This is a genomic window from Lysobacter sp. CA199 (assembly GCF_052078715.1).
GTDB lineage: Bacteria > Pseudomonadota > Gammaproteobacteria > Xanthomonadales > Xanthomonadaceae > Lysobacter.
This window is the reverse complement of the sequence record NZ_JBQJIL010000006.1, coordinates 370,815-389,735: the sequence shown is the minus strand read 5'-3', so window position 1 is coordinate 389,735 and position 18,921 is coordinate 370,815. Positions and strand designations below refer to the sequence as shown.

The 18,921-nt window shown below is 65.7% G+C and carries 12 protein-coding genes; 6 read left to right on the top strand and 6 right to left on the bottom strand.

The window, feature by feature from the left end; translation table 11 throughout:
* Nucleotides 1–4 precede the first annotated feature (4 nt).
* The 5 genes from ACTOWJ_RS13145 (at nt 5) to ACTOWJ_RS13125 (ending at nt 9,179) form a co-directional block, all read left to right on the top strand.
* Nucleotides 5–3,097: an SDR family NAD(P)-dependent oxidoreductase gene (locus ACTOWJ_RS13145; protein ID WP_441335065.1), complete on the top strand. Its 3,093-nt coding sequence runs from the start codon at nt 5–7 to the stop codon at nt 3,095–3,097.
* On the top strand, nt 3,094–4,275 hold the full coding sequence (locus ACTOWJ_RS13140) for a lipid-transfer protein (protein ID WP_441335064.1): 1,182 nt from the start codon (nt 3,094–3,096) through the stop codon (nt 4,273–4,275). The genes ACTOWJ_RS13145 and ACTOWJ_RS13140 overlap by 4 nt, the downstream gene beginning before the upstream one ends.
* A gap of 3 nt (nt 4,276–4,278) precedes the next feature.
* Entirely contained in the window at nt 4,279–5,961 is a 1,683-nt protein-coding gene (locus ACTOWJ_RS13135; protein ID WP_441335063.1) for an AMP-binding protein, read from the top strand.
* Between the two features lie 155 nt (nt 5,962–6,116).
* On the top strand, nt 6,117–7,787 hold the full coding sequence (locus ACTOWJ_RS13130) for a DUF1565 domain-containing protein (protein WP_441335062.1): 1,671 nt from the start codon (nt 6,117–6,119) through the stop codon (nt 7,785–7,787).
* 78 nt (nt 7,788–7,865) lie between these two features.
* Nucleotides 7,866–9,179: an FG-GAP repeat domain-containing protein gene (locus ACTOWJ_RS13125; RefSeq protein ID WP_441335061.1), complete on the top strand. Its 1,314-nt coding sequence runs from the start codon at nt 7,866–7,868 to the stop codon at nt 9,177–9,179.
* Nucleotides 9,180–9,319: 140 nt separating this feature from the next.
* Here ACTOWJ_RS13125 and ACTOWJ_RS13120 read toward each other — a convergent pair whose 3' ends face one another.
* The 5 genes from ACTOWJ_RS13120 to ACTOWJ_RS13100 all read right to left on the bottom strand — a co-directional run bounded on the left by ACTOWJ_RS13120 (nt 9,320) and on the right by ACTOWJ_RS13100 (nt 16,198).
* Complete coding sequence (locus ACTOWJ_RS13120; protein WP_441335060.1) at nt 9,320–9,772, bottom strand: PA2169 family four-helix-bundle protein; 453 nt, start codon at nt 9,770–9,772, stop codon at nt 9,320–9,322.
* A gap of 181 nt (nt 9,773–9,953) precedes the next feature.
* Nucleotides 9,954–10,313 (bottom strand): BON domain-containing protein, encoded by a 360-nt coding sequence (locus tag ACTOWJ_RS13115; protein WP_441335059.1) that lies wholly within the window; start codon nt 10,311–10,313, stop codon nt 9,954–9,956.
* A 522-nt stretch (nt 10,314–10,835) separates the two neighbouring features.
* Entirely contained in the window at nt 10,836–11,039 is a 204-nt protein-coding gene (locus tag ACTOWJ_RS13110; protein ID WP_441335058.1) for a hypothetical protein, read from the bottom strand.
* Nucleotides 11,040–11,753: 714 nt separating this feature from the next.
* Nucleotides 11,754–14,756: an outer membrane protein assembly factor BamB family protein gene (locus ACTOWJ_RS13105; RefSeq protein WP_441335057.1), complete on the bottom strand. Its 3,003-nt coding sequence runs from the start codon at nt 14,754–14,756 to the stop codon at nt 11,754–11,756.
* 380 nt (nt 14,757–15,136) lie between these two features.
* On the bottom strand, nt 15,137–16,198 hold the full coding sequence (locus tag ACTOWJ_RS13100) for a hypothetical protein (RefSeq protein ID WP_441335056.1): 1,062 nt from the start codon (nt 16,196–16,198) through the stop codon (nt 15,137–15,139).
* A 236-nt stretch (nt 16,199–16,434) separates the two neighbouring features.
* Here ACTOWJ_RS13100 and ACTOWJ_RS13095 point away from each other — a divergent pair, with 236 nt between their 5' ends.
* The gene (locus ACTOWJ_RS13095) at nt 16,435–18,351 is read left to right on the top strand and encodes a potassium transporter Kup (RefSeq protein WP_441335055.1); all 1,917 of its coding nucleotides are present in this window, start codon (nt 16,435–16,437) and stop codon (nt 18,349–18,351) included.
* A gap of 24 nt (nt 18,352–18,375) precedes the next feature.
* On the opposite strand, the gene ACTOWJ_RS13090 is transcribed toward ACTOWJ_RS13095, so the two are convergent.
* Nucleotides 18,376–18,828, bottom strand: a complete 453-nt coding sequence (locus ACTOWJ_RS13090) for a hypothetical protein (protein WP_441335054.1) — start codon at nt 18,826–18,828, stop codon at nt 18,376–18,378.
* Nucleotides 18,829–18,921 lie beyond the last annotated feature (93 nt).

The following is an 18,921-nucleotide window of genomic DNA, read 5'->3' as shown; positions in this document are numbered from 1 at the left end:
GGCAATGACCGAAACACTTAGATTCGACGGAAAAGTCGCCATCGTCACCGGCGCCGGCGCGGGCCTGGGCCGCTCGCATGCGCTGGCCTTGGCCGCGCGCGGCGCGCGCGTGCTGGTCAACGACCTCGGCGGCGGCGCTCATGGCGGCGGCGCCGGCACGCATGCGGCCGATGCGGTGGTCGCCGAGATCGTCGCCGCCGGCGGGCAGGCCGCGGCCAATTACGATTCGGTCGAAAACGGCGAGGCGATCGCGCAGGCCGCGATCGACGCCTTCGGCACCGTCGACATCCTCATCAACAACGCCGGCATCCTGCGCGACGTTAGTTTCCAAAAAATGAGCGAGCAGGACTGGGACCTGATCTATCGGGTGCACCTGCTCGGCTCGATGCGAGTGACCCAGGCGGTCTGGCCGATCCTGCGCGACAAGCAATACGGCCGCATCGTCATGACCACCTCGGCGGCGGGCTTGTACGGCAACTTCGGCCAGGCCAATTACAGCGCGGCCAAGCTCGCCGTGGTGGGCCTGGCCCAGACCTTGGCCGAGGAAGGCCGCGCGCGCAACATCCACGTCAATGTGATCGCGCCGGTGGCGGCTTCGCGCCTGCTGTCGACCGTGCTGCCGCAAGAGGTGCTGGACCTGCTCAAGCCCGAGTCGGTCACCGCCCTGGTCGCGTGGCTGTGCCATGAGCGCTGCGATCAGACCAAGGGCCTGTTCGAAGTCGGCGCCGGTTACGTCGGCAAACTGCGCTGGCAACGCAGCGGCGGCGTGTTCTTTCCGCAAGGCGGCCTGGGTCCGGAACAGATGCAGGCGCGCTGGGGCGAGATCGCCGATTTCGCCGCGCCCACCTACCCGACCTCCACCACCGAATCGGTCGCGCCGATTCTGGAAGGCGCGGCCAAACCGCGCCTGGGCGGCAACGAGTTCATCGATCTCGATGCGGCCAGCGCCGACACCCTGGAAGCGCAATCGAGTTACGACGAACGCGATCTGGCCTTGTACGCGCTTGGCGTGGGCGCCGCGCGCGACGCGCTGGACCCGCAGGAGCTGCGTTACGTCTACGAACTGGGCGATCAGTTCCAGGCCGTGCCGACGTATGCGGTGATGCCCGCGCTCAATACCTTCCTTAACCTCGCCCGCGACGGTCGCGGCCTGAAGGGCTTGAACTACGGCCTGGACCGGATCCTGCACGGCGAGCAATACACCGAACTGCTGCGTCCGCTGCCGCCGAAAGCGCAGCTGACCCATCGTTTCGCCTTCAAGACCGCCTACGACAAGAATCCACATGCGGTCGTGGTGATCGGCTGCGACAGCTTCGACGAAAGCGGCGAGAAACTCGCCTACAACGAGATCAGCCTGTTCGTGCGCGGCGCCGGCGGTTGGGGCGGCGAACGCGGGCCGAGTTCGGAACGCAATGCCGCGCCGGATCGCGAACCCGACGCGGTGGTCGAGGAACGCACCGATCCCAATCAGGCCCTGCTCTACCGGCTTTCCGGCGATTGGAATCCGATGCACGCCGATCCGGCGTTCGCGCGCGCGTTCGGCTTCGACCGGCCGATCCTGCATGGGCTGTGCACCTACGGCTTCGTCGCGCGCCACGTGCTGCGCAGTTTCGCCGGCAACGACGGCCGCCGTTTCAAGAGCATCCGGGTGCGCTTCGCCGACAGCGTGTTCCCGGGGGAAACGCTGGTGACGCGGATCTGGCGCGACGGCGAGAACCGCTTCGTGTTCGAAACCAAGGTCAAGGAACGCGACAAGCTCGTGGTGAGCCACGCCGCGCTGGAACTGGGCGAACCGGCGCAAGCGGCGGCGGCATCGTCGCCGCCCGCTGCCACCGATACGCCCGAGGCCGCGAACCACCTCACCGCCGTGGAAGCCTTCGAGGTCATCGGCGAACATGTCGCCCGGCATCCGGAGCTGGCATCGCAAGTCGCCACCGTGTTCCAGTTCAAGGTCCATCGCCCCGACTCGGACTGGGTGCTGGATCTGCGCAACGGCGCCGGCGAATGCCGGCCGGGCGTGGCCGAACGCGCCGACTGCACGCTGGAACTCGACGAGGAGCATGTGCAGACCTTGGTCACCCGACCTATCGGCGAAGTGCAGAAGCTTTACTTCGGCGGCCAGCTCAAGATCGCCGGCAACCTCATGGCCTCGCAGAAACTCGCCGCGCTGCACGCGATCGGCACCGAGCCCTTTGCGCGCGTGCAGGCGCGCCGTGCCGGCGCGACAGCGCAGGCCGCCGCGCAAGACCCGGTCGCGGTCGCCGCGCCGCTCGAAGCGACGTCCACGGACTTGTTCGAAACGATCCGCCGCCACATCGCCGACAACCCGGGGCTGGGCGATCAGGTCCGCACGCGTTTCCAGTTCAAACTGCATCGGCCCGAATCGCAATGGTTCCTGGATCTGAAGTCCGGCGACGGCACGGTAGCCGAGGGCGTGGACGAATCGGCCGATGCGACCCTGGAACTGGACGACGCCGATTTCGTCGCGATGAGCACCGGCCACGCCGATGCGCAGAAGCTGTACTTCGGCGGCAAGCTCAAGATCGCCGGCAACATCATGGCCTCGCAGAAACTGATGTTTCTGCAGAAGATCGATCCGGCGCTGTTGCAGGCGGTATTGGCCGAGCGGTCGTCTGCCGCTGTCGCGACCGGGCCAGCCCCCCGCGGGCCAGCCACTCGCGCGCAAACCGACGGCGCGCCGCCGCGCGCCTCGGATCTGCCGCGGCTGTTCGCCGAATTGAGCAGGCACTGGGAAACCGCCGGCGATGCGCCGCCGGACTGGGCCGGCTGCGTCGTGTCGTTCCAGGTCGACGCTCCGGAATCGGGCTGGACCGCGGATCTGCGCGAGCCCAAGCCGTCGATACGCAGCAGCATCAGCCAGGCCGCGACGGCGACGTTCCATATCAACGATCGCGACTTGAGCGCGCTGTTCGCCGGTACCGCTCGCGCCCACGATCTGTTCCAACGCGGCCGTCTGCGGGTCGAGGGCGAACTGCGCCTGGCGCACTCGCTCGATCGCCTCGCCGCCCACCGCGCCGAACCGCGGTCGGCCGCGCCGACCCCGGCCGACCGCCTCCATGAGGACACCCAGGCATGAGCACTCCCGTTTGCGTTCTCGGCGTCGGCATGACCCGCTTCGCCAAGCCAGGCGCCAGCCCCGAGTACTTCGAGATGGCGCGCGCGGCCGGCCTGGCCGCGCTCGAAGACGCCGGCATCGGCTTCGAGCGCATCGAGCAAACCTATGCCGGCTATGTCTACGGCGATTCGACTTGCGGCCAGCGCGCGGTCTATGAACTCGGGCTCAGCGGCATTCCGGTGGTCAACGTCAACAACAACTGTTCGACCGGTTCGACCGCGCTGTGGCTGGCGCGGCAGGCGGTAGAAAGCGGCGCGGCCGAATGCGTGCTCGCGCTGGGCTTCGAGAAAATGGAAAAGGGCGCGCTGGGCTCCAAGTTCGACGATCGCGAAACCCCGCTGGGCCGGCACGCGCAGGTCATGGCCGACGTGCAGGGCATGACCGCCGCGCCGGTGGCGGCGCAGATGTTCGGCGGCGCCGGGCGCGAGTACCGCTGGCGCTACGGCACGCGCAAGGACACCTTCGCCAAGATCGCCGAAAAGGCGCGCCGCCATGCCGCGCGCAACCCCTACGCGCTGTTCAACGAACCCTTGAGCATCGAACAGATCCTCGCCTCCGAGGACGTGTTCGATCCGCTGACCCGCTACCAATGCTGCCCACCGACTTGCGGCGCCGCCGCCGCGGTGCTGTGTTCGCCCGAGTTCGCCCGCCGCCACGGCATCGCCGCGCCGGTGCGGATCGTCGCGCAGAGCATGACCACCGACTACGCCTCCAGCTTCGACGCGGGCAGCATGATCCGCATGGTCGGTTACGACCTCAGTCGCGAGGCCGCGCAACAAGTCTACGAACGCAGCGGCATCGGCCCGGAAGACGTGGACGTGATCGAGCTGCACGACTGCTTCACCGCCAACGAGTTGTTGAGCTACGAAGCGCTGGGCCTGTGCGGCGAAGGCGCGGCCGAATCGTTCATCCTCAACGGCGACAACACCTACGGCGGCAGTTACGTGGTCAATCCGTCCGGAGGCCTGCTGTCCAAGGGACATCCCCTGGGCGCGACCGGGCTGGCGCAATGCGCGGAACTGACCTGGCAATTGCGCGGCACCGCCGGCGAGCGGCAAGTCGAGGGCGCGCGGATCGCGCTGCAGCACAATCTCGGCCTGGGCGGCGCCTGCGTGGTCACCATGTACCGCCGGGATTGACCGATGATCGCGCGCCCGGACTCGCAAGCCTTGCCGGTCGAAGCGCTGCTGCAATGGGTGCGGCTGTGCCCGACGCAGGCGTGGCTGTTCCAGCCCAACCAGGGCAGAACGCGCGTGTGGACCTGGCGCGAAGCGGCCGAGGAAGTCGCATGCATGGCCGCGGCCTTGCGCGCGCAAGGCTGGGAGGCCGGCAGCCGGATCGCGATCAGCGGACTCAACACCGCGCACTGGGTGCTGGCCGACCTTGCGATCCAGATGGCCGGCTATCTTCCGGTCGGGCTGTACCCCAAGCAGTCGGCCAAGGTCACCCGCTACATGCTCGAACACAGCCGGGCCAAGGCGCTGTTTCTCGGGCCGATGAGCGATGGCGAGGATTTCCTCGCCGCGGTGCCCGACGGCCTGCTCAAGATCCGTCTGCCTTATCCCAGTGCGCCGCGCGGCGACGACGACTGGGACCACTTCGCTGCGGGTGTGCAGCCGCTGCGCAGCTATCACCCGCCCGCGCCGGAACGGCCGATGCTGTTGATCTACACCTCCGGCACCACCGGCAATCCCAAGGGCGTGCTGCTGTCGGGGCGCAACCTGCGCTATCTGCGCGGCGCGTTCGACAAGGTCACACCGCCGCCGCTCGAGGATGAGCGCCTGTTCTCGTACCTGCCGCTGGCCCATTTCCTGGAACGCCTGGCGGTGGAAATGGCCAGCCTGCTGTGGGGCGCGCAGGTGCATTTTCTGGAATCGTTCGACAAGCTCGCCGAGCAGTTGCCGCAGGTCGCGCCGACACGGTTCATGGGCGTGCCGCTGGTGTGGTCGCGCTTGCAGGCGGGAATCTTGCACAAACTGCCGCAGCGCCGGCTCGATATGTTGCTGTCGCTGCCGCTGGTGGGCCGCGTGCTCAGGCGCAAGCTGCGGCGCGCGATCGGCCTGGATCGCGCGCGCTTCTGCCTCACCGGCGCCGCGCCGATTCCGCCCTCGACCTTGGCCTGGTTCCGCGACAAGCTCGGCGTGACCATCCAGGAAGGCTACGGGCCGACCGAGTCCGGCGCCTACTGCTCGCTCAATATCGCAGGCGAAGTGCGCTTCGGTTCGGTCGGCCGGCCGATGCCCGATGCGGGTTTCCGGCTGTCGCAGGAAGGCGAAATCCAGCTGCGCCATCCCGGCGTCATGCTCGGCTATTACGAAGATCCCGAACAGACCCGCGCCAGTTTCACCGACGACGGTTGGCTGAAAACCGGCGACAAGGGCCGCCTGGACGCGGACGGCTATCTCTACATCACCGGCCGGCTCAAGGACATCTTCAAGACCCAGAAGGGCAAGTACGTGGCGCCCGCGCCGATCGAAGGCGCGCTGGCGCGCAATACCGACATCGACCAGATGTGCTTGATCGGCGCCGGCCTGACCCAGCCGGTGATGCTGATGACCCTCGCCGCTCACGCCAAATCCAAACCGCGCGAACAACTGCGCAACGAACTGCGCGAGGACATGGAACAGGTCAACGCCGGTTTGGAAAGCCACGAGAAAATCGCCCGCCTGTGCATCGTGCGCGAGGCATGGACGATCGACAACGGAATCATGACTCCGGCGATGAAGGTGCGGCGCGACGAGGTCGAGCAGCGCTTCGGCGCGTGGGTCGCCGGCGGCATGGGCGAGCGCGACGAAACCATCGTCTGGGAGGAACCGTCGCGCTGAGCGACGGATCACGCCCGACCAAGCAGCCCGAAGGCGGAACCCCTCCGCCCAACCATGCAGAGGACGTCATGCGACAACCATGCTCGATGACTTCACCGACACCGCGTGCCCGGCGGATCAAGGCGATCGCATTGCTGCTAGCGGCCGCTTGCCCGATGACGACTTTCGGGACCGCATCGGCCAGCGGCAAGCTGCTCCATGTCGGTGCCGACGCAGCGGAAAGTGCGGTCGCCGACGGCAGCCGCGCGCGGCCTTATCGTTCGCTGCGCGCGGTCGAACAGGCATCGGCACCCGGCGACACCATCGTGGTCCTGGCCGCGCCGCTCGCCCGGGCGCCGCTCGACGGCGGCATCGCGCTGAAACCCGGACAGGTCTTGCTGGGCGAAGCGGCCGGCGCCGATCGCGCGGCGCGTATCACCAATACCGGCAGCGGTTTAGACGGCGATGCGGTCGTTCTGGCGCCGGGCGCGGAAGTCGCCGGCCTGCTGATCGAGAACCCGCGGCGCGGCGGCATCTACGGCCGCAACGCGCCGGGCGTGCGCGTTCACGACAATGAGATCGTCGGCCACAACCGCGGCTGCGCGCTCGGGCTGATCATCCCGCCGATCAGCATTCCCAGTTCCATTCCCGGCATCGTGATTCCGCAGCCGCTGCCGTTGCCCAACGGTTGGGCGGCGATCATGATCGATGCCGACCACGGCGACGGCCACGTGGCGGTGCACGACAACATCGTCCGCCATTCCGAATGCGGCGACGGCATCGACCTGCGTCTGTCCGGCGACGCCGACTACACCGCTCGCATCGACGGCAACACCGTGTACGGCATCAAGCAGGGGCCGCTGCTGCGCGGCATCTTGTCGGTGCTGGCGATCGGCATGCAGACGCTGGACCGCGCCCGGCTCGACGCCGCGCTAGATCGCAACACGCAATACGACATCGGCGATGCCGGCAGCCCGAGTTCGGATTCCGAAGGCGTGTTCGCCACGCTTGCCGGCGATTCGCAGCTGATCGCCGATATCAACCGCAACACCTTCTACCGCAGCCTGGGCGGGTGGTCGGCCAACGGCCTGGAAATAGTCATCAACAGCGGCGCCGCACGCGCCGCGGTGCAAGTGCGCAACAGTTCGTTCGTCGACGTACCGGGCGATGTCATCGAAGGCCTCAACCTCGGCATCGGCTCGTACCTGGAACTCAAACTCGACAACGTGATCGCCAAGGACTCGACCGGCGCGCCGTTCCAGAACCTCGCTCGTCCCTTTACCTACGCCGGAAATCTGGGCGACTGCCTGGTGATGACCAGCGCCGGCGCGGGCAATACCTTGTGGCTGGAAGTGCGCAACAGCCGGCTCGAGAACTGCGTCAACAACGGCGTGACGATCAGCTCCAACGCGATGACCAGCCTCAGCGGCGCTGGCGCGGTCGAACGGATCCATTTCGACATCGACAACAGCCGCATCGTCGGCCACCGTTTCCACAACCTCAAACTCGCCATTCTCGCGCCGGTGAGCCGGCTCAGCGGCCGGATACAGAACAGCGACCTCGGCGCGGGCCGCGGCGACAACCTCAACCTCGAACGCAGTCTGCTGACAGCCGCGCCGACCCAGGCGACGCTGGATTTCGGCGGCGGCGCGCTGGGCAGCGTGGGCAACAACTGCTTCGACGGCGGCGGCAAACACGATCTGCAGATCAAAGGGCTGCACGCGGCTCTCGAGCGCAACTGGTGGGGACAAGCCAACGCGCCGCCGTGGTGGCGCGCGCCGATCGTCATGGGCGACGCGCGGTTCACGCCGGTCGCGACCGCCGCGCCCGCGCACTGCCGGCGCTGAAGCCGGCGCGTCTGAATCACCAAGCTCCGCGCCGCGGCGACGCTGGCCGTTCGATCCACCCCACGGGAGAACATCACGATGAAAGCGAAGACTCTGGTTCTGGCGCTGCTGGCCGCCTGCGGCCTGATAGCGGGTACAACCGCGCAGGCGGCGATCTCGTTCGAAGCGGCCAAGATTTATCCCACCGGCGACTTCATCGGCCCGGGTCCGTCGGCCGATTCGATGGACACCGCGGATTTTAATAACGACGGCAACGCGCACCTGGTCATCGCCTCGCCCTACCTTCCTTTCAGCACCCCGGTGGTGATGCTCGGCAAGGGCGACGGCAGCTTCGGTCCGCCGATCCGGATCGCGGTGAAGCTCAAGGATCCGGCGACCGGCTTGTTCGACATGCCCTACCTCTACGCCACCCAATCGGTCGGCGTGGGCGATATCGATCGCGACGGCAATGCGGATATCTCGGTACAGACCGGCCCGTTCGTGGCGGTGTTGCTGGGTCGCGGCGACGGCAGCTTCCGCGCCGGCGACACCAAGTTCGTCGCGCTCGGCGGGCAACTGTTCAGTCCATTGCTCGACACCAACAGCGACGGCAGGCTCGATCTGGTGACCGGCACGGTGCTGGGCATCACCACCTTCCTCGGCGACGGCCGCGGCGAACTGCGCGGCAGCTATCCGTTCACCCTCAACAGCCCGTTGCTCGGCGTCAGCGCCGCGCTGAGGCAGACCCGGTTGAACGGCGACCGCTACCCCGATATCGCCGTGCTCGACGGCGCACTGCAGGGCGTGGTGCTGATGAAGGGAAACGGCAACGGCACCTTCAGCAAGGTCCGCAACCTGCGCGCCGGCGTGATTCCGGAAGACGTCGCCGTGGCCGATCTAGACGGCGACGGCGTCGACGATTACGTCACCGCGAACTCCTTCAGCTTCGACATTTCCGTGTTCCTATCCGGCGTATTCCTGTCCGACGCCGGCCGCGAACCGTTCGCCAGGACCGACTACGCCGACATCGGACGCGAGGGACCGGACGACGACATCGTCCGCCAGCGCGTGGCGCAGGAACGCGAACGCATCGACCGCAGCCTGACCACGCAAGCACCGGCCGGCCTGGCCGATCTGCTCAAGAATTCGACCTTCGTGCCCGGCCCTGTGGCCGTGCGCATCGCCGACCTGGACAACGACGGCGACCCGGACATCGTGGTCTCTTCCGTCGTCGGCATCTGGCAGACCGTGTTCGAGAACGACGGCACCGGCAAGCTCGTCAATCGCCAAGACCTGCCGTCCGCGCTGTTGCCGCAGACCCCGGTGCTCGCCGACTTCGACAAGGACGGCAAGATCGATATCGCAGTGGCCGGCGCCGGCGGATTGGCGGTGTTGATCAACAACAGTCGATAGCCGCAGGCGGACAGCGCCGTCGCGGCCATCGCGAGCCATCGGCGATAGCCGCGCCGCGGATACGATAAGGGCCGCATCTGCGGCCCTTATCGTCAATCGGTTGGATCATGCATCATCGAACGGTCGGTCGACCGATTTCATTACGCCGCTTTCATAGCGTGCTTACGGTTGCTCATGATCTTGTGGCACTCGCGAACGCGCGGCAGCAGACGTTCGACTTCGGTGCGCGCGGCGGCAGGCGTATCGGCATCGTTCAGCGTATCGTTGAACGCCTTCAACAGGCGGTCTTCCGATTCTTCGAGCTCGGCGACATAACCGTATTTATTGTCGCCGAGCGTCGCGCGGACCTTGCCGTAGAACTGCTGCATCGTGCCGACGAAGGTCCCGTGATCGGCCGGCTTGCCGCCCGCGGCGACCACGGCCGAGCCCAGCGAAGTGACGAGTTCGTCCTTGACGCCGGCGATGCGGATGAACAACGCCGACAGTTCTGTGTCTTCGACCTTCTTAGCCGCCTCGGCATAGAAGTCCTTGCCGTCGCGCGCAATTTCGATCAAATCGTTAAGGCTGTGGGTGATCTTGGTGTCGATATTCATTGAAACTCCTGGCGCAAAGTGTTCGGGAAGCCGGCGCTCGGCGCCGGACTGTGAAGGCCTCAGGCCGCAGCCTGATCGCCCGCGATCCACGTTCTATGTCTACGACGACGTTCGATTCGCGCTCGAACGCGGCGCGGTAGCTGCTTCGTCGAGCCCATCGCTCAGCCGTTGGACCGCTCGCTTACTTGTGGGCCGCCTCGTCGGTGACCAGCGCGCTCGTATCGACGTTCTTGACGCCCTTGACGCCTTCGGCGATCGCGATCGCACGTTTCGCCTGCGCCTTGGTGACGTGACCGGACAACGTCACTGTGCCGTTGACGGTTTCGACGTTGATGTCGGTGCCAGGAACGCCCTTCTTGGCGACCAGTTCGGTCTTGACCTTGGTCGTGATCCAGGTGTCGCCTACCGGCTGAGTGGATTCGTCGGTAGTCGTGGCCGCCGTCGCCTGAGCATTCCCACCTGCGGTCTGAGGAGACGCGATGGCTACGCTCGACAGCGCAACGGTAAACAGGGTGCCGAGAACAAGAGTGGATGATTTCATTGGGTAGCTCCGTTGTTGCGGATCGCTGCGTCTGCCAATGCACGCGGCGATCGCGGGTGATGTGGCCGTTTTGTCGCTTGCGACGAAACTAGGCCGCGCTTCGTTAACAACGGGGGACGAAGGCGTGAGCGGAAACCGTCCGGTTCAGACTCACCGACGCGAGCCGGGCGCGCATGGTCGCACCGCCGATGCGATGACGAGCCATGGCATTGCGTTGAATCGACGAACGATCGCGTTAGTGAAGTGAATGAAGACCGATCCGATGAGAACGGATTGAGTGAGAACGCATGCTCGAGCGCCAACGGGCCGGGCGTTTAACGTGGCTACACGTTGTGTGTGGCGCGCGGTTTACGCCGGCGCTTATCGGTGGATCGCACCGATCGCGCCAAGCGGGAAAAACACGATACCGATGAGCGTGGGTGATCTGCCGCTTATTACGCGCCCGCACGGCCGAACGCGAAACTAGATCGTGCACTCGTCCCGGCGATCGTCTGGGTAAGGCAAGCCGCCGCTGCAGCGGACTCAGTCCTTGCCGATCACGTCGTCCAGCTTGTCGATGGCGGCCAACGTCGTCGCTTCGAGACTGGCTTGTTGCACTTCGCGAACGGTCCAGGTCGCACCGCAGCTGACGCAGGTGATGATGTCGTCGGGATGGGGATTGCTCGGCTGCACGAGTTGCTCGCTTCCGCAATCGCCGCAACGATAATGAGTGATCGTGGTTTCCATCGCGGGACCTCCTGCTGGTGATCGGCCATATCGCCCGGCGCCTCCGACGGCCGCCGATCCGAACCGTCGCGTCATCGTTGCCGGCGCACGTCCTCTATCCGCCACGCGCTTTCCCATGCCTCCCTCAGCACGCGGGATTTTTCGTTCGCGCCGCGCTCCGGCACGGCGGTGATGGGCCGTCCGGCTTGGCGCGCAGCCACGCCGCGCGCCATGGCCAGATTCCACTCTCGTTGGTTGGGCCTGCTCATGTGCGTGTTCTCTGGTCGGCCATGGCTCATCTCGAACCGAAGTAGCGCTTGCGCTGTATTCGCCCTTGAAGACGTCTCGTCCAGCTTCGCACCGGCACCGCGGCGCATTCTCGGGCTTACCGAATGCCGGCGCAGTATGCGCTCATTGATGGAAACGGCTTGTGACTGCTTGGATGCAAGGCCAAGACAGCGCCCTGCCGGCCCTCGGGCCGGACACTGTCTCCCGAATCCCGGATACGACAAGGGCCGCATCGGCGGCCCTTGTCGTGGGGATCGGATAACTGAAAACCCAGCCCCTCCGAACTGCAGGGCCGCCACTGCGACCCCGCTGATTGAAGATGACGCTCTTCAAGTAGCGAGCCGAAGCCGATTCGCAGCCCCGAAACTGCTCCAAGCGGACGGTACCGTCCCGGTTATGGCCATTCCTGTTCGCGTACCGAACAAGAGTGGGGCGGGACTCCTGCCGTTACCTGGGTGACCACGGCAGACGGCTGCGTCGAGCCACCAGCGCGTGCACCGTGCCGTCGTCGGTGAGTGCGAATAGCCAATCGCCACTGACCGACAACGCCGAGGCCACGCCGGCGCCCAGGTTGTACTGGGTGATCTGTTTACCGCTTTTTCGGTCGAGCACGATCAGGCGACCGTCCCAGGTGCCAACATAGACCACGCTGGAGGTGACCAGCGCATGCATGGCGGGCGCGCCGACTTCGATGTTGGCGCAACCGGGTTCGACGCGGGTGACATCGTCCACCGGACTTCTGCCGGCCGCGTAGCCCAGTTCGGTCGTCCACACCGGCGTGGCCGGATTACTGCTTTGCGTATCGTACGCACGCACCACACCGTCGCGGCTGGCGACGTAGACCATGTCGCCCCACGTCGCGGGGCTGGTCACGGGCGGCGGGCCGGCGGGGCAGGCACCGGTGCTGGTGCCCGCGCCGAGGTTCGCATACCACTTCACCGCATTGGTGTTCAGATCGTGTCCGCGAACGCCGCTCCAGGTCGCGGTGACTACCTGCGGCACGCCGTTGGCGGGCTGGGTGAAGGTCGGCGAGGAGTGCGAGAAAAGATCGCCGCCGGTGTCCGCCTTCGCGACCTGGCTGCAAGTCGACAGATCCATCTGGATCAACGTTTGACTGGAGCCGGAGTGCAGGTACGCGTAAGTCGAACCAGGCAAACGCACCGCGGTGCTGTGAAATTCGCCCCAGCCGGTGGGTGCCTTGAAGCCGCCCGGCAGGCGTTCGCCGGTATCGGCATCGCGACAGATGATCTGTTCCCAGTTCTGATACACGCCCACGTTGCGTGCGCGCGACGACGAGTTTCCGGACGGCAAGCGGAACACGCTCAGCGGGCCGCCGGTTTGCGCGTAGCGGCGCACGGTCGGGCCGAAGCGATACTCGTCGTCGATGGTTTCCCAGGCCACGCGTCCGCTGGCGACATCGAGCGCATAGGTCCGGCCGACGCCGGTCGTCAGGTAGGCGCGACCGGCATGCACGGTCGGAAAGGATTCGGCGTCGCCGTCGAGATAGGTCCGCCACAGTTCGCGACCGTTGCGCAGGTCGTAAGCCAGCATCATGTTGTAGGGCGAGTCGAAGGCCTGCGAGGCCACGATCAAGCGGCCGCGGCTGACCGCGGCGCCGTTGAGATGGAATTGCTCGCCGGTGTGCGCGGTCCAGCGCAGATCCAACCACGCGCCGGGATCGTCCTGGCTGGCCGAACGGCCGGCTTCGTCGCCGCCTTGTCGCGCCCATTCCTGGCCCGCTCTGGGTTCGGCGATGGCGAAGCGCGGCAATACCTCGAAACGAGTGCGCTGCGTGGGCCATGCCCGTCCCTGGGTGTCGACCGCCACCATCTCGGCGCTGTAACGGCCGGCAGGCAAGCCCGCGATCTGATCGCTCACGCGCGTCCAGGCGTGGCGCGCGCGCGGGCAGGGCTCGGCTTTCGCGCCCGCTTCGGGCGCGATGTAGCAATTCTCAACGCCGGTCGGCGCGGACTTCCGGCCGAACGGCATCGATCGATTGCGCCAGACCACCCAGCCGAACGCGTTGCGAATCGTCAGCGAAGCGCTCGACGGCGTTCTGCCGCCGTCTTCGGCATACAGTTCGATCGGAACAGTACCGAAAGCGCCGTAGCGGCCGTTCTGCGCCGGGCTCACCAGCGCGGTAACGTCGTACACCTCGAACTGACGATGGACGCCGGTGACATAGCCCACGTCTTCATTGCGCCGGGTGCGGGGGTCGTCGCTGATCTGGCTGAAATCCAGGACCTTGAAGTCAGGACGCGCGCCATCGAGGCCGTATACGCCCATGTTGTTGACCTCGACCGAGCGCTTGAACGCGCCGCGTCGGAATCCCGCCTGTTGGTTGTGGCCGGCGGCGAACATGCGCACGTTGTACTTGGCGAGCTCGTCGACGATGGGCTGGATGCTCGCACCGCCGCTCCACACGGAGAACAGCGAGCGGTGAGCGAACACGAACACCTGCTTGCCTGCCGCATGACGGCGCAGGTCTTCCCTGAGCCATTCCAACTGCGGAGCGATGTTGGACGTATCGTAGTTGTTCTCCAACACGACGATATGCCGGCCGTTACGGTCGAAGCTGTACCACTCCGGGCCGAGATTGCGACGCCAATATTCCATCGAACTGCTGTAGTCGGCCGCGCCGGTGGCATCGTGGTTGCCCATCACCGGATAGAACGGATGGCCGAGCCGGCCATCGGTCAGACCGCGACGCAGGACATCGTAGGAACCTTGTCGCCGCGCCTCGGGCGTGTAGTCGGTGACGGTGATGTCGCCGGTGGTGATGGTCAGGCCGGCGTCGTCGACCGCGGACAGGGTTTTGACGTGGCGGGTCCAGTTCGCAAGCGTGCGCACTGCCCGGACCTCGCCGTCGACGATCCGGTTGTCGGTTTCCATGTCCGACACCATCAACCATCGTTCGTTCGGATTCTTCGCACCGGCATCGGGGACCATCGCGAAATCGACGCCCGACACCGGTCCGGCGCTCTCCGCGATCGGACGGAAGAATTGCGGCACGTAGTCGGCGCGCAATGTCGGGGTGTATCCGTTGGGCGACACGACGAAGACCATATCGGTTTTGCGCCGCTTCGGATCGATGTCGATCCGGTACCTTCCGTCGGCGTCGGTGGTCGCCCAGAGCTTTCCGTCGGTGACCGATATTCCGGACAGACCTCTTTCGCCCGCGTCGCGTTGTCCGTCTGCGTCGGTATCGGCAAATACCGTGCCGGTGACCGCGACGGTGACGACGGGATTCGGTGCAACGTCCGAGGCCGCCGCATACGCGATACCTGCGTTGTCGGCGGGTGCCGCGGCCGTTGCGCCTGACGGAGCGGAGATGCCGACACCGACGCCGGGTGCGGCAGCCGATTCGCCGTATCGATACGCAGCAAATGCCGCTGCCGCAAGCGTGGGAACGAACAGAACCGCCAGGCCAATGTGAACGCGCTTTTTCATCGTACAGGCTCCGGGAACCGAGTAGTTCGGTAGGCGGCCATCGTGCGGAGCGAAGGGTGACAAAGCGGCGGCGCGGCGTAGACAGTCAGCCCAAATTGGCGCTTTCTGTCGCCGTTCCTGTTCGAGTCGCGCGAACAAGAGTGATGGCCATCCCATGCCGACCTGCACATCGGATGGGCGGCTGCAGAGGAAATGTCTGGCGAACTCGCCGGCAGACCATGCGCGCCACGACTGAGCTGCGGCATGAAGCGGCTTCGGCGCAAAGAATCGCCAGTGCCAGAAGATTTCTGGCGGCGACCATGGATGTAGCGATTGCGCTGTATTCGTCCGTGCGCGCTGCTTGCCGATACGGCCGTCCCGATACGGCTATCGGACGATACTCAACCTTCCTTGACGTCATCCAGGTCGTAGCGACGGATCTCGTTCAGTCCACCCTCGCCGTCGTACTTTTCAGCGCCTTCTTCGGTGGCGACGAAAATTTCGCCGTCGACGATCTGGATACCCTCGTTGTAGTCCGGAACGTCGTATTCGCGGCGATCGCCGCTCAGTTCATAGTTCGACCGGTCGGACCAGTCCTGCCAGATCAGATCGCTCGGTGCCGGGCCGAAGTCGCCGAAGCTTGCGCTGAACGCGATGCCGTCGTCGTCGACTGCAATGCCCTGGACGTTGTACGGCGTCTGGATCGTGGCGAGCGGTGCGGCGGAAGTCCGGCGCGGATCTTCCACGTTGTAGGTATAGCCACCGCCCTCGTTGACGAAGCGTCCCGTTTCGGGATCGATCTGGTACACGTGGACTTCCGGGTCGCCGTCTGCGGCGCTCTGCCACGGATGGTTCTCGACCCAGCGCCCCACATACGCCTTCCCGTCGTGGATGTTGATGTAGCTGGCCGAACCCTCTTCGACTTCGTTCACCCGCACGGCCTCGACGATCTGCCCGGGCCTGGCGTTGTAAATGTCATCGCGTCGATAGACATAGACCTGGGACGAATCGGCCACATAGACGTATTCGCCGGCAACCGCGACGCCGCCGCCCTTGCTCAGCTCCTGGCGGCCGTCGGGGCCGGCAAGGTAGACATCCGGGAGTTCAGCGCCGGTGACGCGATCCTGCACCGACAACCGCACGTTCGGAAGATCGGCCTGAGGACTAGGATTGGCCGTCTCGATCTGCGTGCCGTTGTTGCCTGGATCGATGGTGATCGTGTCGGGCGGATCGTCCCGATAGTAGGTGGTGAAGAAGGTCCGTTCGGCTTCGTCGTAACCAAGCCCTTGCGCGGTCCAGGGAGAGCCCTCCCCCTGGTGGATATGCTCGATTTCCTCCGCGGCCGCCACGGGGCCGGGGCTCGGAGATGCGGCATCGCGAGTCGCGGTCGACGCGTAGTTCGAAGCGGCGGGCTGCGTGTTGACCTGAGGCAGATAACCGCCGGACCCGGAGATGACGCTCATATCGAAATCGCAATCTTGGCAAGTTGCCGCACGCTAACAGCGAAGCCGATCTCGTCACAACCTGCTGGAGTCCCCACCTGGGGGAAGCCCTAGTCGACTGGAACCTGAAGTTCCGTGTGGGTTCGCCCATATGGCGCCAGATGCGGCCAGACTCGTGAGCGGCGCCTCTATTTTTTACGACAAATTTACGCGCAGCTGCTCGAAACTGCGCTTTGCGATCAAAAAGAGCATTGCCAGTGACCTCCAGCCACCGCCCCCTCCCAGACGCGGCAGCGCCGACCGACGAATCCGCGGGCACCAAGGCGCTTCCCGTGCTGGCGGTCGCAGCGCTGGGCATCGTGTTCGGCGACATCGCCACCAGTCCGCTGTATGCGCTGCAGGAAGCCTTCGGTGCGCATGGCGTGCGGCCTACGCGCGACAACGTGACGGGCATCTTGTCTTTGACGTTCTGGTCGCTCATCGGAATCGTATCGCTGAAATACGTGCTGTTCATCATGCGCGCGCACAACAAGGGCGAAGGCGGGATCATGGCCCTGCTCGCCCTGGCTCAACGTGCGTTGAAGGAACACCCGCGGCTGCGCTGGTGGGCGGTGATGGCCGGACTGGCCGGCGCATCGTTGTTCTTCGGCGACAGCGTGATCACCCCAGCCATCTCCGTGCTGTCGGCGGTGGAAGGTCTGAAGATCGCCGCACCCGGACTGGACGCGTGGATCGTTCCGTTGAGCGTGGTCATTCTGCTCGTCCTGTTCTCGGTGCAACGTTTCGGTACCGCACGGGTCGGCGGCTTGTTCGGTCCGGTGATGCTGATATGGCTGCTCACCATCGGCGTGCTGGGTTTGCTTTCGCTGCTGCGCGCTCCGCAGGTGCTGGCGGCGCTGAGCCCGCATCACGCGGTGAATTTCTTCCTGCGCAACGGCTTCGCCGGCTTCACTACGCTGGGCGCCACGGTGCTGGTGCTGACCGGTGCGGAGGCGCTGTACGCCGACATGGGTCACTTCGGGGCCAAACCGATCCGTCTGGCCTGGAGCACGGTCGCTCTGCCTTGCTTGCTGCTGAGCTATTTCGGGCAGGGCGCCTTGCTGTGGAACGATCCCGCCGCATCCGTCGGCCCGTTCTATCGCATGGTCCCGCAGGCGCTGTTGTATCCGATGATCGCATTGGCCACCTGCGCCACAGTGATCGCATCGCAGGCGGTGATTTCGGGCGCGTATTCCATGATGCGCGAAGGCATGCAGTTGGGCTATCTGCCGCGCATGCGCGTACTTCAGACCTCGCCGGAGCTGCGCGGGCAAGTCTATCTGCCGGCGGTCAATTCGATCCTGCTGGTCCTGGTGCTGGCTGCGACGCTGGGCTTCCGTTCGTCCAGCGCGCTGGCGGCTTCGTTCGGCATCGCCGTCAGCGGCACCATGCTGATGACCACCTGCCTGGCCCTGTTGGTCGCGCGTCGGCTGTGGCATTGGCCGTGGCTGGCGGTGCTGCCGCTGGCGGTGGTGTTGTTGACGATAGACCTGGCCTTCGTCGGCGCCAATCTGATGAAGATCGGCAGCGGCGGCTGGTTCCCGTTGGTACTGGGCGTCGTCGCGTTCACGCTCATGATCACCTGGCGTCGCGGGCGCGAACTGCTGACCCAACATATCCGCGGCCAGGGCATTCCACTCGGACCGTGCGCGGCCTCGTTGACCGCGCATCCGCCGGTACGGGTGCCCGGCACCGCGATCTTCCTGACCACCGAACCCGAGCTGGCGCCGCAGGCGCTGCTGCATAACCTCAAGCACAACAAGGTCCTGCACGAGCGCAATGTGATCTTCACCGTCGAGGTGCTCGACGAGCCCTATGCCGAACCCGGGCAACGAGTCGTCGTGGAGAGGCTGGACGAGAACTTCTACCGCATCCGCGCCAGTTTCGGCTTCGCCGAAGATCCGGATGTCATGGCCGCGCTGGACGCCTGCGCGGTGCGCGGACTGGGATTCGACACGATGGAGACGACCTTCTTCACCAGCCGCGAAAATATCATCGCCGGCGATCGCACCGGCATGATGGCCTGGCGCGACAAGCTGTTCGCTTATCTGGCGCGAAACGCGATGCCGGCGACGGCGTTCTTCCGCATTCCGGACAACCGGCTCATAGAGATCGGCCGTCGCGTCGCGATCTAGCGCCCTCCCGTCTCAGCCGCCCCGTCAGGACGCCATCGCGTCGCGCGGCACAAGTCCTGCATCGCGGGTGAGATGCTCCAGGGCGATGGACAGCGCCAGAACATAGGCCTGCGACTGCACGCCGCGCACCAGAGCGATGCGGTTCTCGATGCCTTCCGGCTCGCACAAACGCGCATCGGTCAAATGGCTGGGGCGAATCTCCACGTAAGGCAGACGACAGGCCTGCAGAGCTTGCAGGATACGGCGGTCGCGCACGCAGGCACCGGTATCGAGCAGAATCGCCTCGACTTGCGGCACTTGCTGTTCCTCGATCGCAGCGATCATCGCCTTGTCGCTGGCCAGATTGCGGACGGCGATGCGCCGGCCCGCGCGACGGGCGCGAATGATGAGCTGCACCAGCAGCAGACGATCGATTTCGCACTGATCGCGGTACATGCCATTAGGCCGCTTCGGGCCACGCAACAGAACGATCGACATGATTGCCTCCGGGGGAATACCGGGCAGCGTGCAGACCCGCAGCGGGCGACGCGGTTGCGGGCAACGCCTGCGCATGCGCGCAGGCCCGGGCGA